Annotated in this window: 16 protein-coding genes and 1 pseudogene; 10 read left to right on the top strand and 7 right to left on the bottom strand. The window is 65.3% G+C overall.

Features of this window, described 5'->3' with window-relative positions:
• Positions 1-59 precede the first annotated feature (59 nt).
• The 4 genes from AAFF27_16040 to AAFF27_16025 all read right to left on the bottom strand — a co-directional run bounded on the left by AAFF27_16040 (position 60) and on the right by AAFF27_16025 (position 6,579).
• A complete protein-coding gene (locus AAFF27_16040; protein XAH21526.1) occupies positions 60-1,622 on the bottom strand; it encodes an AMP-binding protein in 1,563 nt (520 codons plus the stop codon).
• Positions 1,609-3,081, bottom strand: coding sequence for a coniferyl aldehyde dehydrogenase (locus AAFF27_16035; GenBank protein XAH21525.1), 1,473 nt, complete (start codon positions 3,079-3,081; stop codon positions 1,609-1,611). The genes AAFF27_16040 and AAFF27_16035 overlap by 14 nt, the downstream gene beginning before the upstream one ends.
• A 5-nt stretch (positions 3,082-3,086) precedes the next feature.
• Complete coding sequence (locus tag AAFF27_16030; protein XAH21524.1) at positions 3,087-3,749, bottom strand: OmpW family outer membrane protein; 663 nt, start codon at positions 3,747-3,749, stop codon at positions 3,087-3,089.
• Positions 3,750-3,885: 136 nt separating this feature from the next.
• Positions 3,886-6,579 carry a LuxR C-terminal-related transcriptional regulator gene (locus tag AAFF27_16025; protein ID XAH21523.1) on the bottom strand — a complete coding sequence of 898 codons (2,694 nt, stop codon included), beginning with the start codon at positions 6,577-6,579 and terminating at the stop codon, positions 3,886-3,888.
• 228 nt (positions 6,580-6,807) lie between these two features.
• On the opposite strand from AAFF27_16025, the gene AAFF27_16020 reads away from it, so the two are divergent.
• The 6 genes and pseudogenes from AAFF27_16020 (at position 6,808) to AAFF27_15995 (ending at position 13,388) form a co-directional block, all read left to right on the top strand.
• On the top strand, positions 6,808-8,406 hold the full coding sequence (locus AAFF27_16020; protein XAH21522.1) for a GMC family oxidoreductase N-terminal domain-containing protein: 1,599 nt from the start codon (positions 6,808-6,810) through the stop codon (positions 8,404-8,406).
• A gap of 66 nt (positions 8,407-8,472) precedes the next feature.
• A complete protein-coding gene (locus AAFF27_16015; protein XAH21521.1) occupies positions 8,473-9,387 on the top strand; it encodes a fatty acid desaturase in 915 nt (304 codons plus the stop codon).
• Entirely contained in the window at positions 9,384-9,548 is a 165-nt protein-coding gene (locus tag AAFF27_16010; GenBank protein ID XAH21520.1) for a rubredoxin, read from the top strand. Before AAFF27_16015 ends, AAFF27_16010 begins: the two co-directional genes overlap by 4 nt.
• Before the next feature lie 252 nt (positions 9,549-9,800).
• Positions 9,801-11,009 (top strand): acetyl-CoA C-acetyltransferase, encoded by a 1,209-nt coding sequence (locus tag AAFF27_16005; GenBank protein ID XAH21519.1) that lies wholly within the window; start codon positions 9,801-9,803, stop codon positions 11,007-11,009.
• A gap of 34 nt (positions 11,010-11,043) precedes the next feature.
• Entirely contained in the window at positions 11,044-13,197 is a 2,154-nt protein-coding gene (locus AAFF27_16000; GenBank protein XAH21518.1) for a 3-hydroxyacyl-CoA dehydrogenase NAD-binding domain-containing protein, read from the top strand.
• A 65-nt stretch (positions 13,198-13,262) separates the two neighbouring features.
• Positions 13,263-13,388 (top strand): annotated as a pseudogene (locus AAFF27_15995) (inorganic diphosphatase).
• A 46-nt stretch (positions 13,389-13,434) separates the two neighbouring features.
• Here AAFF27_15995 and AAFF27_15990 read toward each other — a convergent pair.
• On the bottom strand, positions 13,435-14,529 hold the full coding sequence (locus AAFF27_15990) for an AraC family transcriptional regulator ligand-binding domain-containing protein (protein ID XAH21517.1): 1,095 nt from the start codon (positions 14,527-14,529) through the stop codon (positions 13,435-13,437).
• A 382-nt stretch (positions 14,530-14,911) separates the two neighbouring features.
• Here AAFF27_15990 and AAFF27_15985 point away from each other — a divergent pair, with 382 nt between their 5' ends.
• The gene (locus AAFF27_15985) at positions 14,912-15,748 is read left to right on the top strand and encodes an SDR family NAD(P)-dependent oxidoreductase (protein XAH21516.1); all 837 of its coding nucleotides are present in this window, start codon (positions 14,912-14,914) and stop codon (positions 15,746-15,748) included.
• 43 nt (positions 15,749-15,791) lie between these two features.
• Complete coding sequence (locus AAFF27_15980; GenBank protein ID XAH21515.1) at positions 15,792-16,088, top strand: YciI family protein; 297 nt, start codon at positions 15,792-15,794, stop codon at positions 16,086-16,088.
• 236 nt (positions 16,089-16,324) lie between these two features.
• Here AAFF27_15980 and AAFF27_15975 read toward each other — a convergent pair whose 3' ends face one another.
• A complete protein-coding gene (locus AAFF27_15975; protein XAH21514.1) occupies positions 16,325-16,510 on the bottom strand; it encodes a hypothetical protein in 186 nt (61 codons plus the stop codon).
• On the opposite strand from AAFF27_15975, the gene AAFF27_15970 reads away from it, so the two are divergent.
• Positions 16,509-18,320, top strand: a complete 1,812-nt coding sequence (locus tag AAFF27_15970; GenBank protein ID XAH21513.1) for a methyl-accepting chemotaxis protein — start codon at positions 16,509-16,511, stop codon at positions 18,318-18,320. The two genes, AAFF27_15975 and AAFF27_15970, sit on opposite strands and share 2 nt — an antisense overlap.
• On the opposite strand, the gene AAFF27_15965 is transcribed toward AAFF27_15970, so the two are convergent.
• Entirely contained in the window at positions 18,317-19,525 is a 1,209-nt protein-coding gene (locus AAFF27_15965; GenBank protein XAH21512.1) for a GNAT family N-acetyltransferase, read from the bottom strand. The genes AAFF27_15970 and AAFF27_15965 overlap by 4 nt on opposite strands.
• On the opposite strand from AAFF27_15965, the gene AAFF27_15960 reads away from it, so the two are divergent.
• Positions 19,512-21,194: an NAD+ synthase gene (locus AAFF27_15960; protein ID XAH21511.1), complete on the top strand. Its 1,683-nt coding sequence runs from the start codon at positions 19,512-19,514 to the stop codon at positions 21,192-21,194. The genes AAFF27_15965 and AAFF27_15960 overlap by 14 nt on opposite strands.
• Positions 21,195-21,200: the final 6 nt, after the last annotated feature.

Below are 21,200 nucleotides of genomic sequence, written 5' to 3'. Positions count from 1 at the left end.
GACCCGCACTTCCCCCACGGGGCTGCCGGTGCCGACGCCTGCCAGGACTCCGCGCGGCGCTACACAGTCGCAGTGGTCGCGGTACGCCGCTGTTCCTTGACAATGCGGCGCAGCAGCTTGCCGGTTGGGGTGCGCGGCAGTGTGTCGAATGCGACGCGACGCGGGCATTTGAAGTGGGCGATGCGGGCACGGCAGAAGTCGATCAGTTCCTGCGCCAGCGCCGCGGTAGGTTCCACCCCGGCGTGCAGTTCCACCACGGCCAGCACGTCCTCGCCGAACTCGGCGCTCGGCGCGCCCACCACGGCGGCGTCGTGCACGGCCGGATGGGCCATCAGCGCTTCCTCGGTCTCTCGCGGATAGATGTTGACGCCGCCGGAAATGATCAGATCGGTGCGTCGGTCTGCCAGGTAGACGAAGCCTTCCGCATCGACGTGGCCGAAGTCGCCTAGGGTGCTCCAGCCCTGCTTGCTGAATGCGCGTTGGGTCTTCTGAGGATCGTTGTGGTACTCGAATCGGGGGGTTCCGCTGAAGTAGATCACGCCGATCTCGCCGACGGGAAGTTCGTCCTCTGATTCGTCGAGGACATGCACCTGGCCGAACAGCGCGCGGCCGACGGTGCCAGGGTGGCTGAGCCAGTCCTGCGGCCCGGCGGCACACAGCCCATTGTTCTCGCTGCCGGCGTAGTATTCGTGGATGATCGGCCCGAACCAGTTGAGCATGCGCTGCTTCACTTCGACGGGGCAGGGCGCCGCAGCGTGTACCACCATGCGCAGGCTCGACAGGTCGTGGCTGCGGCGTTCGGCCTCTGGCAGCTCAAGCAGGCGCACGAACATGGTCGGGACGAACTGCACGTGCGTGACCTGGTGATGAGCGATCACCGTCAGCGCTTCCGCTGGCTTGAACGTCGGCATGACCACGACCTGGCCACCGTAGCGCAAAGCGGCCATGGCCCAGGACAGCGGCGCGGCATGGTAGAGCGGCGCCAGCGACAGCAGCACGGCGTTGGCATCGATGTCGTGCAGCCGCGCGGCCAGCTTGTCCCCCATGCCGGGAGAGCCCCAGGCTGCAGCCGCGGCAGGGCGCTTGATGCCCTTGGGCCGTCCGGTCGTGCCGGAGGAATAGAACATAGGCTGGCCCTCGATCTCGTCCAGCGTGGCGTCGTCGTTGAGAGGGTCGTCAAGGATGCGGTCCAGACTGTCGAAGCCGCCCTGCGCTGCCCCGCCGACCAGGCGGATGCTCAACTGCGGCAGGCGATGTGCGAACGTGGCCGCGACCTCGAGTTCGGTCGGAGAGACGATCAGCGCGCGGGCGCCGCAGTCTTCGATGATGTAGGCAACTTCGTCGACCGCCAAATGCCAGTTCACGGGCGTGAAGTACAGGCCGCAGCGCTGTGCTGCCCAGCAGACGCTGAAGTAGTCGACGTTGTTGCGCATCAGCACGGCGATATGGTCGCCGCGCGCCAGGCCCTCTCTGCGCAGATGCACCGCCAGGCGGCGCGATCGCCGGTCCAGTGCAGCGTAGTCCAGGCGGGCGCTGCCGTTGTCCATGGCCACGGCGGTGCGATCGGGGTGGGCGGCGGCGTGCAGGCCGATGTGCAGCGGTTGGAAGTCAGGCGTGGTCATGGTGGGAGGTGAGGCAAGGGGGTGTTGCGGATGAACGCTGCTGGCGTCCCAGGTAGATGGCGAGGCTCAGGCGCTGGACCCATCCGCCATAGGGCGGGTGGAACAGGCGCACGGGGAACAGGCGCCGTTCCTGGAACACCGGCTTGGCATGCGACAGCGCCTGGAAGCCCTCCAGGCCGTGGTAACTGCCCATGCCAGAAGGGCCGATGCCGCCGAACGGCAGGTCGTTCTGAAACACATGCCAGCCCCAGTCGTTGATCGTCATGCCCCCGGCGTGCGTATGGCGTCGCAGGCGCGTCGATTCTGCATTGTCATGGCCGAAGTAGTACATGGCCAGAGGGCGCGGCGCTTGATGCAGATGGGCAAGCACCTCGTCGAATGACTCGTAGGGCAGCACGGGGAGGATCGGTCCGAAGATTTCCTCGCGCGCGATGCGCATGGATGGCTTGACGTTCTGCACTATGTGCAGCGGGATGCGACGTCCGGGCCGCAGCTCGCCGCAGGCGATCACCTGCGCGCCTTGGTCGGCGGCGTCGGCCAGCAGCGCATGCACACGTTCGGCATGGCGAGCGCTCACGATGCTCGTGTAGTCCTCGTCATGGGTCACCCCCTGGGGGTGCATGGCGCCGAAGGCCAGTTGAACGTTCTCCACGAACGTCTGCATCCGTTCGGCGGGGACCAGCGCATAGTCGGGCGCGATGCAGATCTGCCCTGCGTTGAAGCTCTTACCGTGGGCCAGCTTGGCCGCTGCATCCCGCAGGCTGGCCGTGCGCGACACGATGGCCGGCGATTTGCCGCCCAGCTCCAGGGTGACTGGCACCAGGTTGTTGGCCGCGGCGTGCATCACCTCGCGGCCGACCGCGGTCGATCCGGTGAAGACCAGGTGGTCGAAGGGCAGGGCCGAAAAGGCTTGGGCCACCGGCACAGGCCCGTCGACGACGCACACCTCGTCTTCGTCGAACACGTCAGCCAGCATTTGGCGCACAGCGCGCGTGGTGGCGGGCGTGAACTCCGACATCTTGATCATGGCGCGGTTGCCGGCAGCGATGGCCGCGATCAACGGACCGATGGACAGATAGCAGGGAAAGTTCCACGGTGCGATCACGCCGACCACGCCCTTGGGCTGGTACTCGACCCACGCTTTGTTCATGCGGAACAGCAGCTCGGTGCGCCGGCGCTGCGGCCTCATCCATCGGCGCAGGCGGTGCACCGCATGGTCGATTTCCAGCACCAGCCCGAGCACGTCGGCGAGCTTGGACTCGGTGACCGAGCGTCCATCGAAGTCCGCCGACATTGCGTTGCACAGCAGATCCTGATGGTGCCTCAGGGCCATGCGTAGCGCACGCAGGCGCGCCAGCCGTGCGGCGAGCGGTGTGTCGGGCTGTGCCGTGAAGGCGGCACGCATGCCCGCGAGCTGCTGCAGAAGCTGCTCGGCCGTGGGATGGTCCAGTGCGTGCATGGTGTTCAGAAGCGGTAGCCCACACCGACCATGTAGATGGCCGGGTCGAGCTTGGCGCGTGCAGTGCCGGGCACATTGCCGAACGCGGGAACTGTGCCGCGTGCGGTGGTCTTGACGAATACCTTGCGGGCATCGAGAAACGCGCTCCACTGCGGCGAAAGCGGGATTTCGATGCCAGCCTGCAGCACCGTGCCCCAGGCGCTGTCGGCCTTTAGTCCGGCAATGTCGCCGCTATGCTCCTTCATGACCCAGACGTAGCTGATGCCCGCGCCGACATAGGGGCGCACCGGCCCTAGGCTGCCCAGGCCGTAGGTGGCCGTGAACACCAGGGGGGCATAGCGAATCTTGCCCAGAATGCCGGTGGGCGCAGGCGGCAGCGTACCGGCGCTCGTCAGCGTCGTCGTGGGCGGAGTGCCGAGCGTGGCTCGCAATGTCCAGTCCGGCGTCATCGCATAGCCGATCTCAAGCGCAACTGCCGTGTTGTTCTTGGCGTGGAGGTCTCCGCCCGGAAAGACGGAACCCGTGGGCAGTTCCACGGTGCTGCGCGTGTCAAGCCGGATGGCGGCGACGCCAGCACGGACCGACCAAGGGGAGGTTTGCGCGAGCGCAGGGAGGGTCGCGCTGGACAGGGTCAGCAGCAGGGCCGCGCGTGAAAGGCTGAGGTGCATGTTGTCTCCGAGCTCTGCTCTTGTGATTGATCCGGGAGTGGATCTTCAGCGAGCTCGTCGACGCATCGGCCCTTCGAAAGTATGGCGGTGCGCTAGGGGAAACCCGCGCGATGCGGGCCTGGCCGAAGACCCCGCATCACACGATGGCGCCGATTGTGCGCGCCCGTGTGACTGCGGCGATGCGTGTCTTGACCCCAAGCTTGGCGTAGCAGTTGTACAGATGCCATTTCACGGTTGGTAGCGAGAGGCCCGCGCGGTCCGCGATCTGCTGGTTGTCCAGCCCGAGGCCCAGCAGCTCAATCATCTGCAGCTCGCGCGCGGTCAGGTGTCCGACGGCTGGTACCTCGGCGCCTGCCTGGCGGTCTTCCTGCCCGGTGTGGCGCAGTCGCTCAAGCAGTTGTAACTCGTCGGTTTGCGTGAAGCCGAAGTCCTTGTTGCGCGCGCGCAGGAGGATGGCGTCGATGGCGTGGGCATGTTCGGTGAATGGCCACAGTAGCCACCGTGTCGCCGCAAGCGCGATGGCAAGCGCGAGCTGGCGCACGGCGCGTGGCTGCTCGCCGGCCCGGACATGGATGCTCGCGGCCAGTAGGTGCCACTCCACTAGGTCGCGCATCCGGCCAGCGGCCCTGGCCTGTCGGACCTGCGTGGCGATCTTCTCCTGCACATGAGCCGAACGGCCGCTCGTGGCCATCAGTTCGAGGCGCGCCATGCGCAGTTGGTCGTCTTCCCAGAGCGGCGCCGGATCGGCCGTGGAAGGTGTGGTCGGGTCCAGCAGGCCAGCGGTGTGCGCCAGTTCCCGCGCGGCATCTCGCAGTTCCAGCCGCAGCAGGCGCCGCACGCGAAACGCATCGAGCAGGCGCTGCAGGCGCGGCGGGTAGTTCCGAGCCACCGCATCGAGCTTGCTCGTGTGCTCGGCGTCCTCCAGCTTGCCCAGGGCGACGCAGACTGACAGGCCCGGCGCTACGCAATCGGTCACGCCATGGCGGCCCGCCGAGACCAGGCCGCGTAGCGCGCTGACGCGGGCTTCCTCCGTGCGGCCCAGGTCCAGCAGCGCACGCGCGTGCACGAACTCGAGCGTGCGAATCAGCTCGGAATCCATGCCCAATGTCTGTCCGAAGTCGGCCCGTGCAGCAGCCAGCCGGCGCTCGGCGTAGAGTGGCTCGCCACGGGCCAGCAGGATGCAGCCGGCAACCGTCTCGACCCAGGCACTGCCATACGGGCTCTCTGTGCGCGAGATTGCACCTTTGGCCAGCAGGATGCGACGCCAGGCCACCACCGGCGCGCCGCGCGCGAGTTCGGCAATGCCGACCGAGCCGTGAGCGATGCAGGTGCCGTAGGCATCGCGGCCGTTGTCTTGCGCCAGCCAGTGCTCGGCATCGATCACGCATTCGGCCATGGCGTCGGTGTGCGCGAGCGCGACGGCGCGCTGCAGGCGTAGCCGTTGCTCCATGACGATGTCGGAGGAGGAGGCATCACCCGCCAGTCCATGCTGACTGAACGCATCGAGCGCCCGGAGGGCGCGCTCGGACTGTCGGGTGAAGCAAAGTGACCAGATGTGCCAAGCCTGGGCTTCGTGCGATGGCGCAAAGCCGGCGGCACTCAGCACTTCCACCCATTGCACGAACCGTACCAGCAGGCCTTGATCCGCCACAACGCGTTGGGCGATCGTGTCCAGCCATGCGCGTGCCATCAACAGTGCGTCGGCATCGATCGCCAGGTCGATGGCATGCGTCATGTCGCCATGAGCGGCATGCCAGCGCGCGGCGTGTTGCAGCACCTCCTGGCGCCGCGCCGTCGTGATCGAGGTTTCTCCTGTGCCCAACAGGTACTGGCGCAGCAGTGTGTGCAGGCGCCACCAGCGCCGGTTGCGGTCGAGGGGAAAGAGCAGCACGTTGCGCGAACGCAGCAGCTCGACCCATTGCGCAGCCTGTTCACAACCGGTGGCTTCCCGGGCCAGCGGCGCAGAGAACTCGCGGAGCAATGCGATTTCACGCAGAAAGGTCACGACCTCGGGCTCGAAGCCGGTCAGCACGCGTTGCGCGAGGACATCGGCAATGTCGATGTTCTCCCCAGAGAACTGTGCCAACGCGCCCCGTAGGCTGCCTTGTTGCTGCGACAGAACGGCGAGCAAGCGGAGGGCGGCGGGCCAGCCCTCGGTACGTTCCTGGCTGCGCGTGATCAGCTCGGGGCTGGTCTCCACCGATGCCTGCTCGAACAATTGCGCGCTGCACTGGCTGTCGAACATCAGGTGCTCCATCTGCAGATGCACCGCATTGAGTTCCATCTTGGCGCGTGCCAGGTCGAGCGGCAACTCGTGCGCGCTGGAGAAAACGCAACGCAGCAGCCGGGTGCCCTCGAACACCAGGGGGGCGAGCAACTCGCCGAGGCAATCGTCGGTGCAGTAGTGCAGGTTGTCGATGAACAGGGCCAGCGGCTCCTGCAGGCCGAGGAGCCGCTGCTGCAGGCCCGCTTGCCCATCGACGTACGGCATCGTCGCAGGCGCATCGCCGGATGCCTGTGGGCCCAGTGCCTGGTCGATGACCTGATCGATCAGTCGCACGAGCTGGCGCAGATCCCGGTCGCGGTCGTCGAGCGTGATCCAAGCACACCGCGTGCCGCGCTGCAGGTGGCGTTTGTAAAGTCCAGCCATGAGGGCCGTCTTGCCATAGCCAGTGGGCGCACAGAGCAAGGCCAACCGGGGCAGTGTGGCTGCGCGCGCTAGTCCTGCGGCCGCCGGCGGGATGATGGCCTCGAATTCACACAGCGGGGGGTGGAACTTGTTCCACGGCAAGGCGCCGGTGGGCAAAGCGTGGCCTGAGCCGTATGTCATCTCTGGTCTCCTGTCGCTATGTTCTTGGGAGTCACCGCGCAGAGAGCTTACTCGCGACCGATGCGCGTATCCCATTTGAAAGTATGGGTTCGTTGAGGATTTTCCCGTTGTGGCCGATGTGCGCACGGTACCTCTGCGTGTTTTCCCTTGCCCCGACTTTCGTACTGGGCGGACTGCCGATCGGCTGCGTACGCTGGGCAGCCAAAAAAACGGAAACGGATACACGACGTGCAGAACTTCGACTACATCGTGATCGGCGGCGGATCGGGCGGCGCGACCTTGGCATCGCGCCTGAGCGAGGATGCCCGCCACAGCGTCTTGCTGCTGGAAGCCGGGGGCGAAGGCAACACATGGATGCACCGCATACCGCTGGGTATCTCGGCGTTGGTGCCGCGAGCCAATGCCCACAACTGGGGATTCGAGACCGTGCCCCAACCCGGGCTGGGCGGGAGGCGCAGCTACGAGCCGCGGGGCCGCGGCCTCGGCGGCTCGTCCGCAATCAACGCCATGGTCTATGTGCGCGGGCACCGCAACGACTACGACCGCTGGGCAGCGCAAGGCAATCCCGGCTGGAGCTACGAGGAGGTACTGCCGTTCTTCCGGCTCAGCGAGCGCAATGAGACGTTCGGTGCGCCCTTCCATGGGCAGGACGGACCCCTGCCCGTGTCGGAGCAGCGCAGCGACAACCCGTTCACGCGGCACTTCCTCGAGGCGGCGCAGCAGGCGGGCCACCGCTTCAACCCCGACCCCAACGGCGCCGATCAGGAAGGCGTGTGCCGCTTTCAACTCAACCAGATCGACGGCGAGCGCTGCTCGGCGGCGCGCGCATTTCTCGATCCGCACCGTGGCGTGCGTGGAAATCTGGAAGTCAGAACCCATGCGCACGCCACGCGCGTGCTCATCGAGCAGGGGCGCGCGGTCGGCGTGGAGTACCGGCGCGATGGCGCGCTGCACACCGTGCGGGCCCGGCGCGAGGTGGTGTTGGCCGCTGGTGTGTTCCAGTCCCCGCAGTTGCTGATGCTCTCGGGCATCGGCGATGGAGAGACACTCGGGCGCTGGGGCATCGCCGTGCAGCGCCACTTGCCGGGCGTCGGCCGCAATCTGCAGGACCACGTTGACCATGTGCTCGTGCGTCGTTGCGACGATCCGGATCTCTTGGGGTTTTCGGCGGGCGGCCTGTGGCGCATGGCGGGCCATTGGCGCCGTTGGCGCAGCGCGCGGCGCGGTATGTTCGCGACCAACGCAGCGGAGGCTGGCGTCTTCCTGAAGACCCGACCCGAGTTGCCCGAGCCTGATGTACAGCTGCATTTCGTGGTGGCAATTCTCGAGGAGCACGGACGCAAGCTGAGGCTCGGCCACGGCTTGTCGGTGCACACCTGCTGCTTGCGCCCGAAGTCGCGCGGCACGGTGGAGTTGGCCAGCGCCGATCCACTGGCCGCACCCCGCATCGATCCCCGCTTCCTCGACCATCCAGACGACCTCGAGACCCTGCTGGCGGGCTACCGGCAGGTCGAACAGATCCTTGCGCAACCGGCACTGGCCAGCCACGGCCTGCGGCCGCTGGACCGGCGCGTGCCGCGTAGCGACAACGAAGTGCGCGCGGCGATCCGGGCCGGCGCCGACACCATCTACCACCCGATCGGCACCTGCCGGATGGGCAGCAACGACCAAGCCGTCGTCGATGCGGAACTGCGCGTACATGGCGTGCATGGCCTGCGCGTTGCAGACGCCTCGGTCATCCCGGATGCCATCGGCGGCAACACCCATGCCTGCACGGTGATGGTGGCAGAACGCACCGCTGCACTGATGCGCGCTGCTCCCGGCTGACAGTGCATCGCGCTTTTGCCCCGTTTTTCATCGTTTCATCTTCCATCAATTTTCAGGAGATTCTCCATGCCCGCAGCTCTTCATCCCGACGCAAAGCCCCTGGCAGTGCCCCTCGAAAAGGCGGCGCGCCTGCGCGCCTTGACACTGCCGCCGTTGCTCGCATGGCCGACATTCTGGATGTGGGCGGTCGCCCTCGTCGGCATCGTGCTCAGCGATGTCCTCACAATGCATGGCGTGCTCGCCCTTAGCGTGGCCTGTGTCCTCAATGTGCTGTTCATGTACCCGCTATTCGGCGTGATTCATGATGCGACCCACCGTGCCATTTCTTCCAATCCGAGGCTCAACGACTGGATTGGCCGGATCGGGCTGCTGATGATCGCGCCGCACGGCACCCTGGGCATGTTCCGCTGGGCGCACATGCAGCATCATCGCCATACCAATGGCGCGAAGGATCCCGACGAGTGGATTCATGGACGCTGGTGGACCCTGCCGCTGCGCTGGATGAGCTTCGACCTAGGCTACCTGATCTTCATTCCGCGCAAGGGCGATGCCATCGGCAAGCGTCAGCTGCGCACCACCTTCGCCGCGCTGGCGGTGCTGCTGGCCGTCATCGGTGTGCTGGTGTGGATGGGCTACGGGATGGAGGTCCTGCTGCTCTGGCTGATTCCCTCGCGGGTGACGATGATGCTGTTTGGCTGCGTGTTCTTCTGGCTGCCCCATGTCAAGCACGATGTCTCGTCGGAACAGAACCTGACCCTGGCGACTTCGATGCGCCTGGGCGGTGAGCGCTGGCTCGGCCCGCTGCTGCAATTCCATAACTACCATCTGCTGCACCACCTCTATCCCTCAGCGCCGCCCTACAACCATTCGCGCATCTGGGCCTTGATCGAGCCGGAGCTGCGCCAGCGCGACTTGGCCGTGCAGTATGGCCTGGCCATCCATCCGGTGGTGGTGCCGGGCACGAGGAGGAGTCCAGCATGAGCCGATGGCGCTGCGGATTCTGCAGCCACGTGTACGACGAGGCGCTGGGCGATCCTGATGCCGGCGTGGCGCCTGGCACGCGCTGGGCCGACGTGCCCGAAGACTGGTGCTGCCCCGAGTGCGGCGCCACCAAGGCCGACTACACGCAAGACCCCGACTAGGAGTCGGCGGGGCAGAAGCGGCAAACTGAAAATTTCGGCGGTTTCAGGGGTGCTTGACCCCTTGCCAGCTTCCCGTTCGTGGCTCCTGCGCGATTCTGAGAAGTCGAAATTTTGTGACCATCCTCAATTCCTTCTGCCGCGCAGACTCCTCCTGGGACCTCGGCCGACGTGTGCAGACTGAACCCGGCAGCGAGACTCCGCATCCGGAGACCATCCTGGATGCCCACTACATGAAGAACGGAAAAGAGATCCATGGATACCGCCTACATCTATGACCACCTGCGCACGCCGCGCGGAAGAGGGCGCGGCGACGGCGCCCTGCATGAAATAACGCCTGTGCAACTGGCGGCCCAGGTGCTCGCCGCCCTGCGCGATCGGCATGGGCTCGACACAGTGCTGATCGACGACGTGATACTGGGTTGCACCAACGCCTACAGCGAGCAGGGTGCGGACATCGCACGGCTGGCGGCGTTGGTGGCGGGTTACGGGCAGCATGTTCCCGGCATCCAGATCGACCGCTTCTGCGGCTCTGGCCTGGATGCCGTGAACCTCGCCGCGGCGCAGGTCGCGGCCGGCCAGGCCGATGCCATCGTTGCCGGCGGCGTGGAGTCCATGTCGCGCGTGGCCCCGCTCTCCGGGGGCGGGGCCTGGATCAGCGATCCACAGGTGATCTGGCAGTCGTATTTCACGCCGACCGGCGTGTCGGCTGATCTGTTGGCCACGCTGGACGGCTATACGCGCGAGCAGCTTGATGCCTATGGCCTGGAGAGCCAGCGCCGTTGCGCGGCGGCCGTGGCCGAGGGGCGCTTTGACCGGGCGCTAGTGCCGGTGCGCGACGTGATCCGCGAGGTCGTGCTGGCCCGCGACGAGCACCCGCGCCCTGACGCTACACCGGCCAGCATGGCCGCGCTCAAGCCCGCTTTCGACACCGTCGGCGAGCAAGGCGGCTTCGACTCGGTGGCGCTGCAGCGCTATCCGCAACTTGAGGCGGTGCGGCATCTGCATACGGCCGGCACCTCCAGCGGCGTGGTCGACGGCGCCTCCGCCGTGCTGGTCGGTTCCGCCGAGTTCGGCCGCAAGGCCGGCCTGCGGCCGCGCGCCCGGGTGCGGGCCTGTGCCGCCATCGGAAGCGAGCCCACCCTGATGCTCGACGGCCCGGCTGCGGCGACCGAGAAGGCGCTGCGCCGCGCCGGCATGGCCATCGGCGATATCGACCTGTTCGAGGTCAACGAGGCCTTCGCCGCAGTGGTGCTGCGCTACATGCGCGCCACGGGCGCTCCGCACGAGCGCGTCAATGTCAACGGCGGTTCCATCGCTCTTGGCCATCCACTGGGAGCCACCGGCGCGATGCTGGTGGGCACCGCGCTCGACGAACTGGAGCGTCGCGGCCTGCGCACCGGTTTGATCACCCTGTGCGCAGCGGCGGGCCAGGCCACCGCCACCATCATCGAGCGTGTCTGAAATGCGCGAACCGATATCCGCCTGGAATAAATCCATGACCACACTTCAATTGCACAGCGGCGACGACGGCGTCGCGCTCATCGAGATCAACTTGGCCGACCGGCCGATGAACGTGCTGACCCCGGAGCTGATCGCCGACCTGGCCCAGGCCGTGGAGCAGGTGGCCTCGTCGCCCGGCATCCGCGGGGCCATCCTGACATCCGGCAAGCCGGGTAGCTTCGTCGCCGGCGCCGATATCAAGGGCTTGCTAGCAATGTTTGACCGAGGCCCGATTGCACCGGCGCAATGCGCGGCGGTCGGCGAGGACTTCGGCCGGCTGACCCGCCGCCTCGAGACCTGCGGTAAGCCGTTCGCCGCCGCGCTGGAGGGCGTGGCACTGGGCGGTGGGCTGGAGCTGGCGCTGGCCTGCCACCACCGCGTGCTGGCCGACCATCCCAAGGCGGTGGTCGGGCTGCCCGAGGTGGGACTCGGCCTGCTGCCCGCGGGCGGCGGCACCCAGCGCCTGCCGCGCCTGATCGGGGTCGAGAAAGCGCTCGGCTTGCTGCTCACGGGGCGTCACGTGCTCCCCGCTGAAGCGCTGAAGCTGGGCATGGTCCACGCCCTTGCGGCGCCAGGCGAGGTCGTCAACGCCGCGCGCCGCTGGCTGCTGGCGCAGCCGAGCGCGGTGCAACCCTGGGACGCCAAGGACTTCCGCGTGCCGGGTGGCTCCGGGCCGACCGCGCCACATGCGAGCCGCAGCTTCACCGCGGGCACCACGCTGCTGGCAGGGCAGACCCAGCGCAACCTGCCGGCGCCGCTGGCGATCCTGTCCTGCGTCTACGAGGGCACGCAGTTGCCGCTGGACGTGGGGCTGCGCGTGGAGCGCAAGTATTTCGGACGTCTGCTGGGGGACCCGGTGACGCGCAACCTGATGCGCACAATGTTCGTCAACAAGGGGCGGCTGGACAAGCTGGCGAATCGCCCCGCCGACGTGCCCCGATCCACAGTGCGCAAGCTGGGCGTGCTGGGCGCCGGCATGATGGGCGCCGGCGTCGCGCACGTGGCGGCGGGCGTCGGCATTGGGGTGGTGCTGCTCGACAGCACCCTGGCTCGGGCCGAGTGCGGCAAGGCGCATGCAGCGCGCCAACTCGACAAGGCGATCGAGCGCGGCAAGAGTACGCGCGAGAAAGCCGATGCCGTGCTGGCCCGCATCCTGCCCACGCAGGACTACGCCGATCTGGTGGGCTGTGACTTCGTCGTTGAGGCCGTGTACGAGAGCCGTGACGTGAAGGCCGACGTGACGCGCCGTGCGGCCGCCGTGCTGTCCGCCCCGGCCGTGTTCGGCAGCAATACCTCCACGCTGCCGATCACCGGCCTGGCGCAGGCGTTTGATCGCCCGGCGGACTTCATCGGCGTCCACTTCTTCTCGCCGGTCGAGCGCATGCCGCTGATTGAGCTGATCATGGGGGAGAAGACCAGCCAGACCACGCTGGCGCGGGCGCTGGACCTGGCGGCGCAGTTACGCAAGACACCGATTGTGGTCAACGACAGCCGCGGCTTCTTCACCAGCCGCGTATTCGGAATTTTCGTCAAAGAGGGAATCGCGATGCTGCAGGAGGGCGTGCTGCCCGCACTGATCGAGAACGCCGCACGGCAGGCCGGCATGCCGGTGGGGCCGCTGGCGGTCGTGGACGAGGTGTCGCTGGACATCGTGCTCAAGGTCTACGCGCAATGGCAGGCCGACGGCGTACAGCCGCCGCATGAGCCGGGCCTTTCGATCGACGCCACGCGCAAGATGGTCGAACAGCTCGGCCGCAGGGGCAAGGCCGCGGGCGCTGGCTTCTACGAATACCCAGAGGGTGGTCGCAAGTTCCTCTGGCCTGGACTGGCCGTGCATTGGCCGCCTGCGGCACAACAGCCCGCGGTGGAGGATCTGAAGCGCCGCATCCTCACCATCCAGGCATTGGAGGGTGCGCGCTGCGTCGAGGAGGGCGTGGTGCTTGACCCGGCGGATGCGGACGTGGGCTCGATCCTCGGCATTGGCTATCCGGCGTGGACCGGCGGCGTGCTGTCGTACATCGAGACCGTGGGCCTGCGGTCCTTCGTTGAACAGAGCGCGCAACTAGCCGAACGGCATGGCGAGCGCTACCGGCCGTCGCCGTGGCTGATTGAGCGCGCAGAGCGCGGTGATCTCTTTCATCCCGCCTGAACCGCCAAGGCTGAATCGCCCCGGGTTTTGTGGAGGCTCAACACTCTGAGGAGTGAGCCCTGAACTTCGAGCACTACAAGGACCTGGAAGCCGGCAAGTGGGTCAAGGTCACCGGCTGGGAAGGTGTGGACGCGGCGAAGAAGGAAGTTGCCGACGGCATCGCCAACTACCGCGGCGGCAAGACGGCATAAGCCGCTCCTGCGCCTCGCAAACCCGCCTTTGGGCGGGTTTTTCATTTCATGCCGTTGTTGAGCTCAGCCCTGGGACGCTGCCTTGCAGCTCTCGCTTTTCAGACCGCACCGTTTGCGGCGTTTTTCCGGTCCATGCCTGAAACGCACGGGCAAAGGAATTGGAATCCTCGAAGGCCAATAGGAACGAGATCTCGGCGCTCGACATTTCCGTGTTGTGCAGGTAGTGATGCGCCAGCGAATCACGCAAGCTGTCGAGGGTCTGCTGGAACGTGGTTCCCTCGTCTTGCAGCCTGCGCTGCAACGTGCGCGTACTGACGGCCAGCTTTCGGCTGACGGCCTGCATGGAGACCTCGCCCGCCGGCAAGCTCTCCAGCAGCGTGCTGCGCACTCGCTCCACCATGCCGGCCGTCCGGTCCAGGTCGGCCAGCCGCTGGCGCAAAGAGGGCTCGAAGAACAACCACATCTTGTGGTTCTCCGTCAGGAACGGGCGCTCGACATCTGCCGCAGCAAACACCAAGGTGGCTAAAGGCGTGCGGGTCACCGGAGTGCCGAAGAAGGACTGGTACAGAAGCGCATCCGCCTCCAGGCTTGGCGGCGAGGGCCAACCCACTCGCAGCGGTTGCACGTGGCTACGTGTTGCCAAGCGCGCCAGTTGTACAAAAAAAACCAGCTTGAAAGCCAAGAACACGCTGGGTGGTGGCTCAGTCGAAGCCAGGAAATCCAGGGTGACGGTGGTGTGAGAGGCCGTGCGATCAACCCGGATCAGCATGGGCGCGATCAGCTTCACATACTTGGCTATTCGATCGACGGCGCTGCCCATATTGGCGCTGCACAGTGCAGCAAACAACTCGGGATCGAACCAGTCAGAAGACATCACCTGCGCGATGCGCAAGGGCGCTGGCAGGTTCGGGTCAATGGATACGGCCTCGGCGTCGATGGCCTGCCAAAGATTGAAGAAGCTTGCAGAGTCCAGGCGAACGTTTTGGCGCGCAAACAAATCGCCTGGTAATTGTGCGCGGCGCAATACGGGAGCGGTTGCAATCCCGGCGTCTTGCATCAATACCCGCCAGCCCGGCCACACCGCATAGTCCAAAGGCGCGCTTCGGCGGCGGCTCGGTAGAGCGTCATTTTTAGGGTCCATGGGACCAGTTTAGGTTGCGGATCACGCCACAGCAATGGCGAATGGCGCCAATCGACGCGCTCAGTTTGGCGCGTTCGGCTGCTACGTTGGCGCATTTGGCGAGTGCCAAAAAAGCGCTCCACGCGCAAAGTACAGCCTATCGCAGAGCTCTATTTTAGAAACGCTGATTCGCAATGGATCTCTGTGGATATGCCATCGCCGACCATTTTTATTTTTGGAGCAATGGGAAAAGTTGCGATACAGGGCATTGAAAAAAAATAGCAGGGCCAATTGCGGAATATTCTTGAATGAATGCACTCTAAAAGTTGTGCCTGCATCAAGATTGCAAATTTACAGGTCCAGCTCGGCTCTATCTTTTGGCTTGATTTTTAAGGATGTTTAAATGAAAAAGACTGTCTTGATTACAGGTGCATCTTCTGGTTTTGGCCTGTTGCTTGCCAACAAGCTCCATCAGCAAGGATTTAATGTGATTGGTACCAGCCGCGAGCCGGGCAAGTACGCAGGCAAGGTTCCGTTCAAGCTTCTGCGCCTGGATATTGATGACGACAGCTCCATCAGGTCGTTCACCGATGAGTTGTTTGGCTACACCAAGCAGCTGGACGTGCTGGTCAACAATGCAGGCTACATGGTCACCGGCCTGGCGGAAGAAACCCCGATGGATCTGGGCCGGCAGCAGTTTGAGACCAACTTCTGGGGCACGGTGAAGGTGACAAACGCCTTGCTGCCACATCTCCGGGCGCAAAAGCAGGGGCAAATCATCACGGTGAGCTCCATCGTGGGATTGATCGGCCCGCCGAACCTGTCGTATTACAGCGCTTCAAAACACGCTGTTCAAGGCTACTTTAAGTCGCTGCGTTTCGAGCTGGACCAATTCAACATCAAGGTCAGCATGGTGGAGCCCGTCTGGTTTAAAACCAATCTTGGCCAGCATGCCGTCTCCGCAAGCAACGGGCGTATCGCTGACTACAATGCATATCGCGAGCAAGCAAATGCGGCCACGCAAAAGGGCATTGACGAAGCAGAGGCCCCCGATGCAGTGGTTAACACCATTACCACGCTGATGGATGCAAAAGAGCCAAAATTCAGTAATCCGGTGGGGAAGATGACTGGCATGATTCTTTTTTTGCAGAGCTATGCACCAAAAATGTTTGAGGGCTCGATCCTGAAGAGCGTAAAAACAGCCGCCAAGGCGCTACCGCGAAAAGTTTCCAAGGTTTGATCCTGAAGGTTGAACGTTTCAATATTTTAATAAAGGGCTGATCATGAAGTATTACCTGTGCAAGTTTATCCCGCCACGTGCGGACTTTTTGGCCACCATGTCTGCCGATGAGCAGGCGTGGATGAAGCAGCATGGCGCTTATCTGAATGAGCTTCTGGATCAAGGCCTCATTGTTGCCCATGGCCCCGTGATGGACCCTGCGGGCGGCTACGGTGTGTCGCTCTTCCAGGTGGCAGATCACCAGGATATCTCGGCGCTCACATCAGAAGACCCCATCATTAAGAACGGCGTGGGCCATTATGAGCACCATCCCATGCTTCATTTGAAGTCGCGGGGCTGATGCTTCTGGGGGAATGAAAAGCCCGAGTATTAAACGTTAATAAAGCCAAAGCTCCTGGCTGGAACAGTCTGATGTCCAAGTCCAATATTGCCGTGACTGCCGCATCAGAAAGCCGCCCGACTCAAATGTCGCGCCGGCACGCCCTTGCCACCGGCGGGTGAAGGACACCAAGGGTCTGACCGATGCGAAGGGCGTCGTGATCGGTGGTTGGCCCTTTGCGGCATCGTTGCGCAGATCTACGTGGCCATGTGCGGGGCGAGCGCCGGCCACGCCCGCACCACCAGCACCCGGAAATGGCTGCCGCGCAGATTGCGGCTTTCATCAAGAACACGCGCAAGAGCTGAGCCATGCCGGCGCCGCTTCGTTGGCCCACGGAGCGGCGCAGTACCATGCTTCTTTTTGTTACGGATCGTGGTGCGCATGAAAATTTCCGATTGGAAGATGGGGTCGAAGCTGGCGGTGGCTTTCGGCCTGATGGTGCTGCTGGTGCTGGGTTTGGGTGGGGTTGCGCTGGCGTCCTTGGCCCGGATCAATGGCAATGTGGTGGAGATCGCCGGCAACTGGCTGCCGAGCGTAGAGGCCCTGGGCAACATGCGTGTCAATGCCAACCGCCTGCGCTTGGCTGAAGGCACGCTGGTCATGTCGCGCACGCAGGACCAGAGCAATGCCCTGGCGGCTGAAGTGGCTGGCCAGCGCAAGGCGCTGGCGGATTCAGAGGCAATCTACCAGCCCTTGGTGACGCCCGGCGAGGAAGAGACCGCCTACCGCGAATACCTGCAACGGCGCGATGCCTACCTGAAGTCGCTGGACGAAGTGGTGCAACTGGCCCGCGCCGGCGGCGAAGAGGGCGTAGACGAGGCGGTGCGGCGCTTTGCCGGCGATACGCGCACGGTCTTCGAGGCCTTCGTGCAGTCCATGGCCCGGCTCACGCAGATCAACAGCCAGGGCGCGGCCGGCTCCCGCAGCTATGCCGAGGAGGCCTACGACACGGTGCGCCTGGGCGTGGTGGGCTTCGTGTTGGCCGCCATCGTCATTGGCATTTTTGTGTCGGTCTGGATGACCCGGCTGGTCACGCGGCCGCTGCGCAAGGCCATGGACGCATCGGCGCAGATCGCCGCCGGCAACCTGGCGGTAGACGTTGATGTGCGCGGCAAGGACGAGGTCAGCCAATTGCTGCAGGCCCTGGCCCACATGCGTGACAGCCTGGCCAAGGTGGTGGGTGGCGTGCGCGCCAATGCGGAGAGCGTGGCCACCGCCAGCGCCCAGATCGCCCAAGGCAACAACGACCTGTCGGCCCGCACCGAGCAGCAGGCTTCGGCCCTGGAAGAAACCGCAGCCTCGATGGAGCAACTGGGCTCGACCGTGCGCCAGAACGCCGACAACGCGCGCCAGGCCAATCAACTGGCCTTGAACGCCTCCACCGTCGCCATCCAGGGCGGTGAAGTGGTGTCTGAGGTGGTCGACACCATGAAGGGCATCAACGACAGCTCACGCCGCATCGCCGACATCATCGGCACCATCGACGGCATTGCCTTCCAGACCAATATCCTGGCGCTCAACGCTGCGGTGGAGGCTGCACGGGCGGGCGAACAAGGCCGCGGCTTTGCCGTCGTCGCCGCCGAAGTCCGCAGCCTGGCCCAGCGCAGCGCTGATGCCGCCAAAGAGATCAAGGGCCTGATCAGCGCCAGCGTAGAGCGGGTGGAACTGGGCACGGCCTTGGTCGACAAGGCTGGCGCCACCATGACCGAAGTCGTCACCGCCATCCGGCGCGTCACCGACATCATGGGTGAGATCAGCGCAGCCAGCGCCGAGCAAAGCGCCGGTGTCGGCCAGGTGAGTGAAGCCGTCACGCAGATGGACCAGGCCACGCAGCAAAACGCTGCGCTGGTGGAAGAAAGCGCTGCAGCGGCCGCCAGCCTGCGCGGGCAGGCCGAGGAGCTGGTGCGTGCCGTGGCGGTGTTTCAACTGGCGCGTGGCAGTGTGGCCATGGCCCCGCCAGCACGCGCAGTGCCCCAGCCAGCGCCGGCAGTCTCCCGTGCTGCGCCAGCACCGAAGGTGGTGGCCAAGGCGCCGGCCGCACCGGCCTCGGCCACGCTGCCTGCCCCGCGTGCCAGCGCAAGCGAAAGCCCGGCCCCGGCACCTGCGGCCAAGCCCGCAGCACCTGCGGCCAAACCGCCCGCTGCCGCAACCGCCGTTGCAGCGGGTGCGGACGACGACTGGGAAACCTTCTAGGCCTGCCGGAACGGCGAGCGCGTCTCCAGGTCTTCCAGGTAGCGCGCCACGCCTTCGCCCTCGCGCTCCAGAAAGCGCTCCACCGCATCGGCGAAGTCGGGCCGCGCCAGCCAGTGCGCGCTGGTAGTGGCTACCGGCAGCAGTGCCCGCGCCATCTTGTGCTCGCCCTGCGCGCCGCCCTCGAAGCGGTCAAAGCCGTGGTCTATGCACCAGGCCAGCGGCTGGTAATAGCAGGCCTCGAAGTGCAGGCAATCCACCCGTTCCAGTGCGCCCCAGTAGCGGCCGTAGGCTACGTTTTTTGAATGAAATATGCCTTCAGCCCAGGTACCGCTTGGGCTTATAGCTATCAAACTACTAGCAATGGGCTGGCCCGCGCGCTCGGCGATAAACTGTAGCCAGTGCTCGGGCATGTCCGCCTCCATGCGGCGAAAGAAGTCGCGGCTCAGGTAGGGCGCATTGCCGTGCTCGAGATAGGTGCGCTCGTAGCAGCGGTAGAAGAAATCCCAGTCGGCCGACGTGATGTCCCGGCCGCGCGCCCAGCGAAAGCTGACACCGGCCTCGGCCACCTTGCGCCGTTCCTGGCGGATCTTCTTGCGCTTTTCTTGCGCAAGGCTGGCGAGGAAGTCGTCGAAGCTTTTGTATTCAACATTGGTCCAATGGAATTGGACCGTATGGCGCAGCATCAGGCCCGCAGCACGGCAGGCGTCGATGTCTTCCTCTGCCCCAAACAAAAGGTGCAGCGACGACAAGCCTTGCTCCTCACACCACGCCACCAGTCCCTGCACCAGCAGGCGGCGCGCATCGGCATCGCGCGCCAGCAGCCGCGCGCCGGGCACGGGCGTGAAGGGCACGGCGACGACGGCCTTGGGGTAGTAGTCCAGCCCGTGCTGCGCGTAGGCATTGGCCCAGGCCCAGTCGAACACGTATTCGCCATAGGAGTGCGGCTTGGCGTACAGCGCGCAGGCGCCCAGCAGCGCATCGCCGTGCCACAGCGTGACGAAGGCTGGCGTCCAGCCGGTGGCGGGTACGGCGCTGCCGCTGGCCTCCAGCGCGTGCAGGTAGGCATGGCGCATGAAGGGCGTGGGATGGCGTTCGGCGGCCAGCAAAGCGTCCCAGGCCGCGGGGTCGATCTCCGAGGGGGAGCCGATGACCCGGATGACATAATCGTCCAGCTCTTTTTTCACCTGTTGTATGTCTTTCACCATCAGTGTCGCGCAGCTCAATTTCGTGGTCGGCGACATGGCCGGCAATGCACGCAAGATCGTCGACGCGGCGCATGCAGCCTACGCCACCGGCGCCCGCCTGTTGCTGACGCCCGAGCTGTCGATCTGCGGCTATGCGGCCGAGGACTTGTTCCTGCGGCCTGCCTTCATTGATGCTTGCGATGATGCCGTGAAAACGGTGGCCCGCGAGACCGCGGGGTTGAAGGACATGGCCATCATCGTCGGCCATCCCACCGGCGGCGATACACGCAGCCGCTCGGTAGCGGTGCAGTCGCGCCACAACACCGCCAGCGTGCTGCGCGAGGGCGAGGTCATCGCCAGCTACGCCAAGCGCGAACTGCCCAACTACCAGGTCTTTGATGAGCGCCGCTACTTCACGCCAGGGCAGGGCGTTTGCGTGTTCGAGGCCGGCGCGCCCGGCGAGCGAGTGCGGGTCGGCCTGCTGATCTGCGAAGACGCCTGGTTCGAAACGCCAGCGCGCTTGGCCAAGGCAGCCGGTGCCGAGCTGCTGGTGGTGCCCAATGCTTCGCCCTTCCACGTCGGCAAGTCGGGCGAGCGCATCACCCGCATGGCCGAGCGCGCGCGCGACGTCGGCCTGCCGCTGGTCTACGGGCACCTGGTCGGTGGCCAGGACGAGGTCGTGTTCGACGGCGGCTCTTTCGCCGTGCAGGCTGATGGCACGCTGGCCGTGCGTGCTGAGAGTTTCAAAGAAAAAGCGGTTGAAGTCCAAGTACAGCGCCGGCATGGCGCTATTGAAATAGTAGCTAGTGCAGCCGCCATCGCACCCGAGCGCAGCCACGAGGCCGACCTGTGGGACGCCCTGGTGCTGGGCGTGCGCGACTACATCGGCAAGAACGGTTTCCCGGGTGTGCTGCTGGGGCTGTCGGGCGGCATTGATTCGGCCCTGGTGCTGGCGATAGCGGTCGATGCCCTGGGCAAGGACCGCGTGCGCGCGGTGATGATGCCCTCGCCCTATACCGCGGACATCAGCTGGATCGACGCCCGCGACATGGCGGCGCGCCTGGGCGTGCGCTATGACGAGATCTCCATCGTGCCGCAGTTCGAGGCCTTCAAGGCCGCGCTCGCGCCCGAGTTCGCCGGCCGCGCAGAAGACGCCACCGAGGAAAACATCCAGGCCCGCATCCGCGGCACGCTGCTGATGGCGCTGTCCAACAAGTTCGGCAGCATCGTGCTCACCACCGGCAACAAGAGCGAGATGGCCACCGGCTACTGCACGCTCTACGGCGACATGGCCGGCGGCTTCGCCGTCATCAAGGACGTGGCCAAGACCACGGTGTTTGCGTTGGCGCGCTGGCGCAATGCGAATGACCCCTACGGCACCGGCAGCGAGCCCATCCCTGATCGCATCATCACCCGCCCGCCCAGCGCCGAGTTGCGGCCCGACCAGAAGGATGAGGATTCACTGCCCGCCTACCCAGTGCTCGACGCCATCCTTGAGCGCTACATGGAGAACGACCAGTCGGCCGAGCAGATCATTGCCGCCGGCTTTGCGCGCGCCGACGTCGAGCGGGTCACGCGCCTGATCAAGATCAACGAATACAAGCGGCGCCAGGCGCCGGTGGGTATTCGCGTTACGCACCGCAGCTTCGGCAAGGACTGGCGTTACCCTATCACCAGCAAATTCGCTTAGCCCCCT

Origin of the sequence: Xylophilus sp. GW821-FHT01B05 (assembly GCA_038961845.1) — a bacterium.
Lineage (GTDB): Bacteria > Pseudomonadota > Gammaproteobacteria > Burkholderiales > Burkholderiaceae_C > Xylophilus.
The sequence above is the reverse complement of the archived record's forward strand: the minus strand, read 5'-3'. Positions and strand labels throughout refer to the sequence as shown.

What these genes read in the sequence shown, in the direction of transcription:
- AAFF27_16005 (XAH21519.1), top strand. Translation starts at nt 9,801, where the DNA reads ATGGATACCGCCTACATCTATGACCACCTGCGCACGCCGCGCGGAAGA.
- AAFF27_15980 (XAH21515.1), top strand. Translation starts at nt 15,792, where the DNA reads ATGAAGTATTACCTGTGCAAGTTTATCCCGCCACGTGCGGACTTTTTG.
- AAFF27_16010 (XAH21520.1), top strand. Translation starts at nt 9,384, where the DNA reads ATGAGCCGATGGCGCTGCGGATTCTGCAGCCACGTGTACGACGAGGCG.
- AAFF27_15970 (XAH21513.1), top strand. Translation starts at nt 16,509, where the DNA reads ATGAAAATTTCCGATTGGAAGATGGGGTCGAAGCTGGCGGTGGCTTTC.
- AAFF27_16015 (XAH21521.1), top strand. Translation starts at nt 8,473, where the DNA reads ATGCCCGCAGCTCTTCATCCCGACGCAAAGCCCCTGGCAGTGCCCCTC.
- AAFF27_15990 (XAH21517.1), bottom strand. Translation starts at nt 14,529, where the DNA reads ATGGACCCTAAAAATGACGCTCTACCGAGCCGCCGCCGAAGCGCGCCT.
- AAFF27_15960 (XAH21511.1), top strand. Translation starts at nt 19,512, where the DNA reads ATGTCTTTCACCATCAGTGTCGCGCAGCTCAATTTCGTGGTCGGCGAC.
- AAFF27_16035 (XAH21525.1), bottom strand. Translation starts at nt 3,081, where the DNA reads ATGCACGCACTGGACCATCCCACGGCCGAGCAGCTTCTGCAGCAGCTC.
- AAFF27_16000 (XAH21518.1), top strand. Translation starts at nt 11,044, where the DNA reads ATGACCACACTTCAATTGCACAGCGGCGACGACGGCGTCGCGCTCATC.
- AAFF27_16040 (XAH21526.1), bottom strand. Translation starts at nt 1,622, where the DNA reads ATGACCACGCCTGACTTCCAACCGCTGCACATCGGCCTGCACGCCGCC.
- AAFF27_16030 (XAH21524.1), bottom strand. Translation starts at nt 3,749, where the DNA reads ATGCACCTCAGCCTTTCACGCGCGGCCCTGCTGCTGACCCTGTCCAGC.
- AAFF27_15965 (XAH21512.1), bottom strand. Translation starts at nt 19,525, where the DNA reads ATGGTGAAAGACATACAACAGGTGAAAAAAGAGCTGGACGATTATGTC.
- AAFF27_15975 (XAH21514.1), bottom strand. Translation starts at nt 16,510, where the DNA reads ATGCGCACCACGATCCGTAACAAAAAGAAGCATGGTACTGCGCCGCTC.
- AAFF27_16025 (XAH21523.1), bottom strand. Translation starts at nt 6,579, where the DNA reads ATGACATACGGCTCAGGCCACGCTTTGCCCACCGGCGCCTTGCCGTGG.
- AAFF27_15985 (XAH21516.1), top strand. Translation starts at nt 14,912, where the DNA reads ATGAAAAAGACTGTCTTGATTACAGGTGCATCTTCTGGTTTTGGCCTG.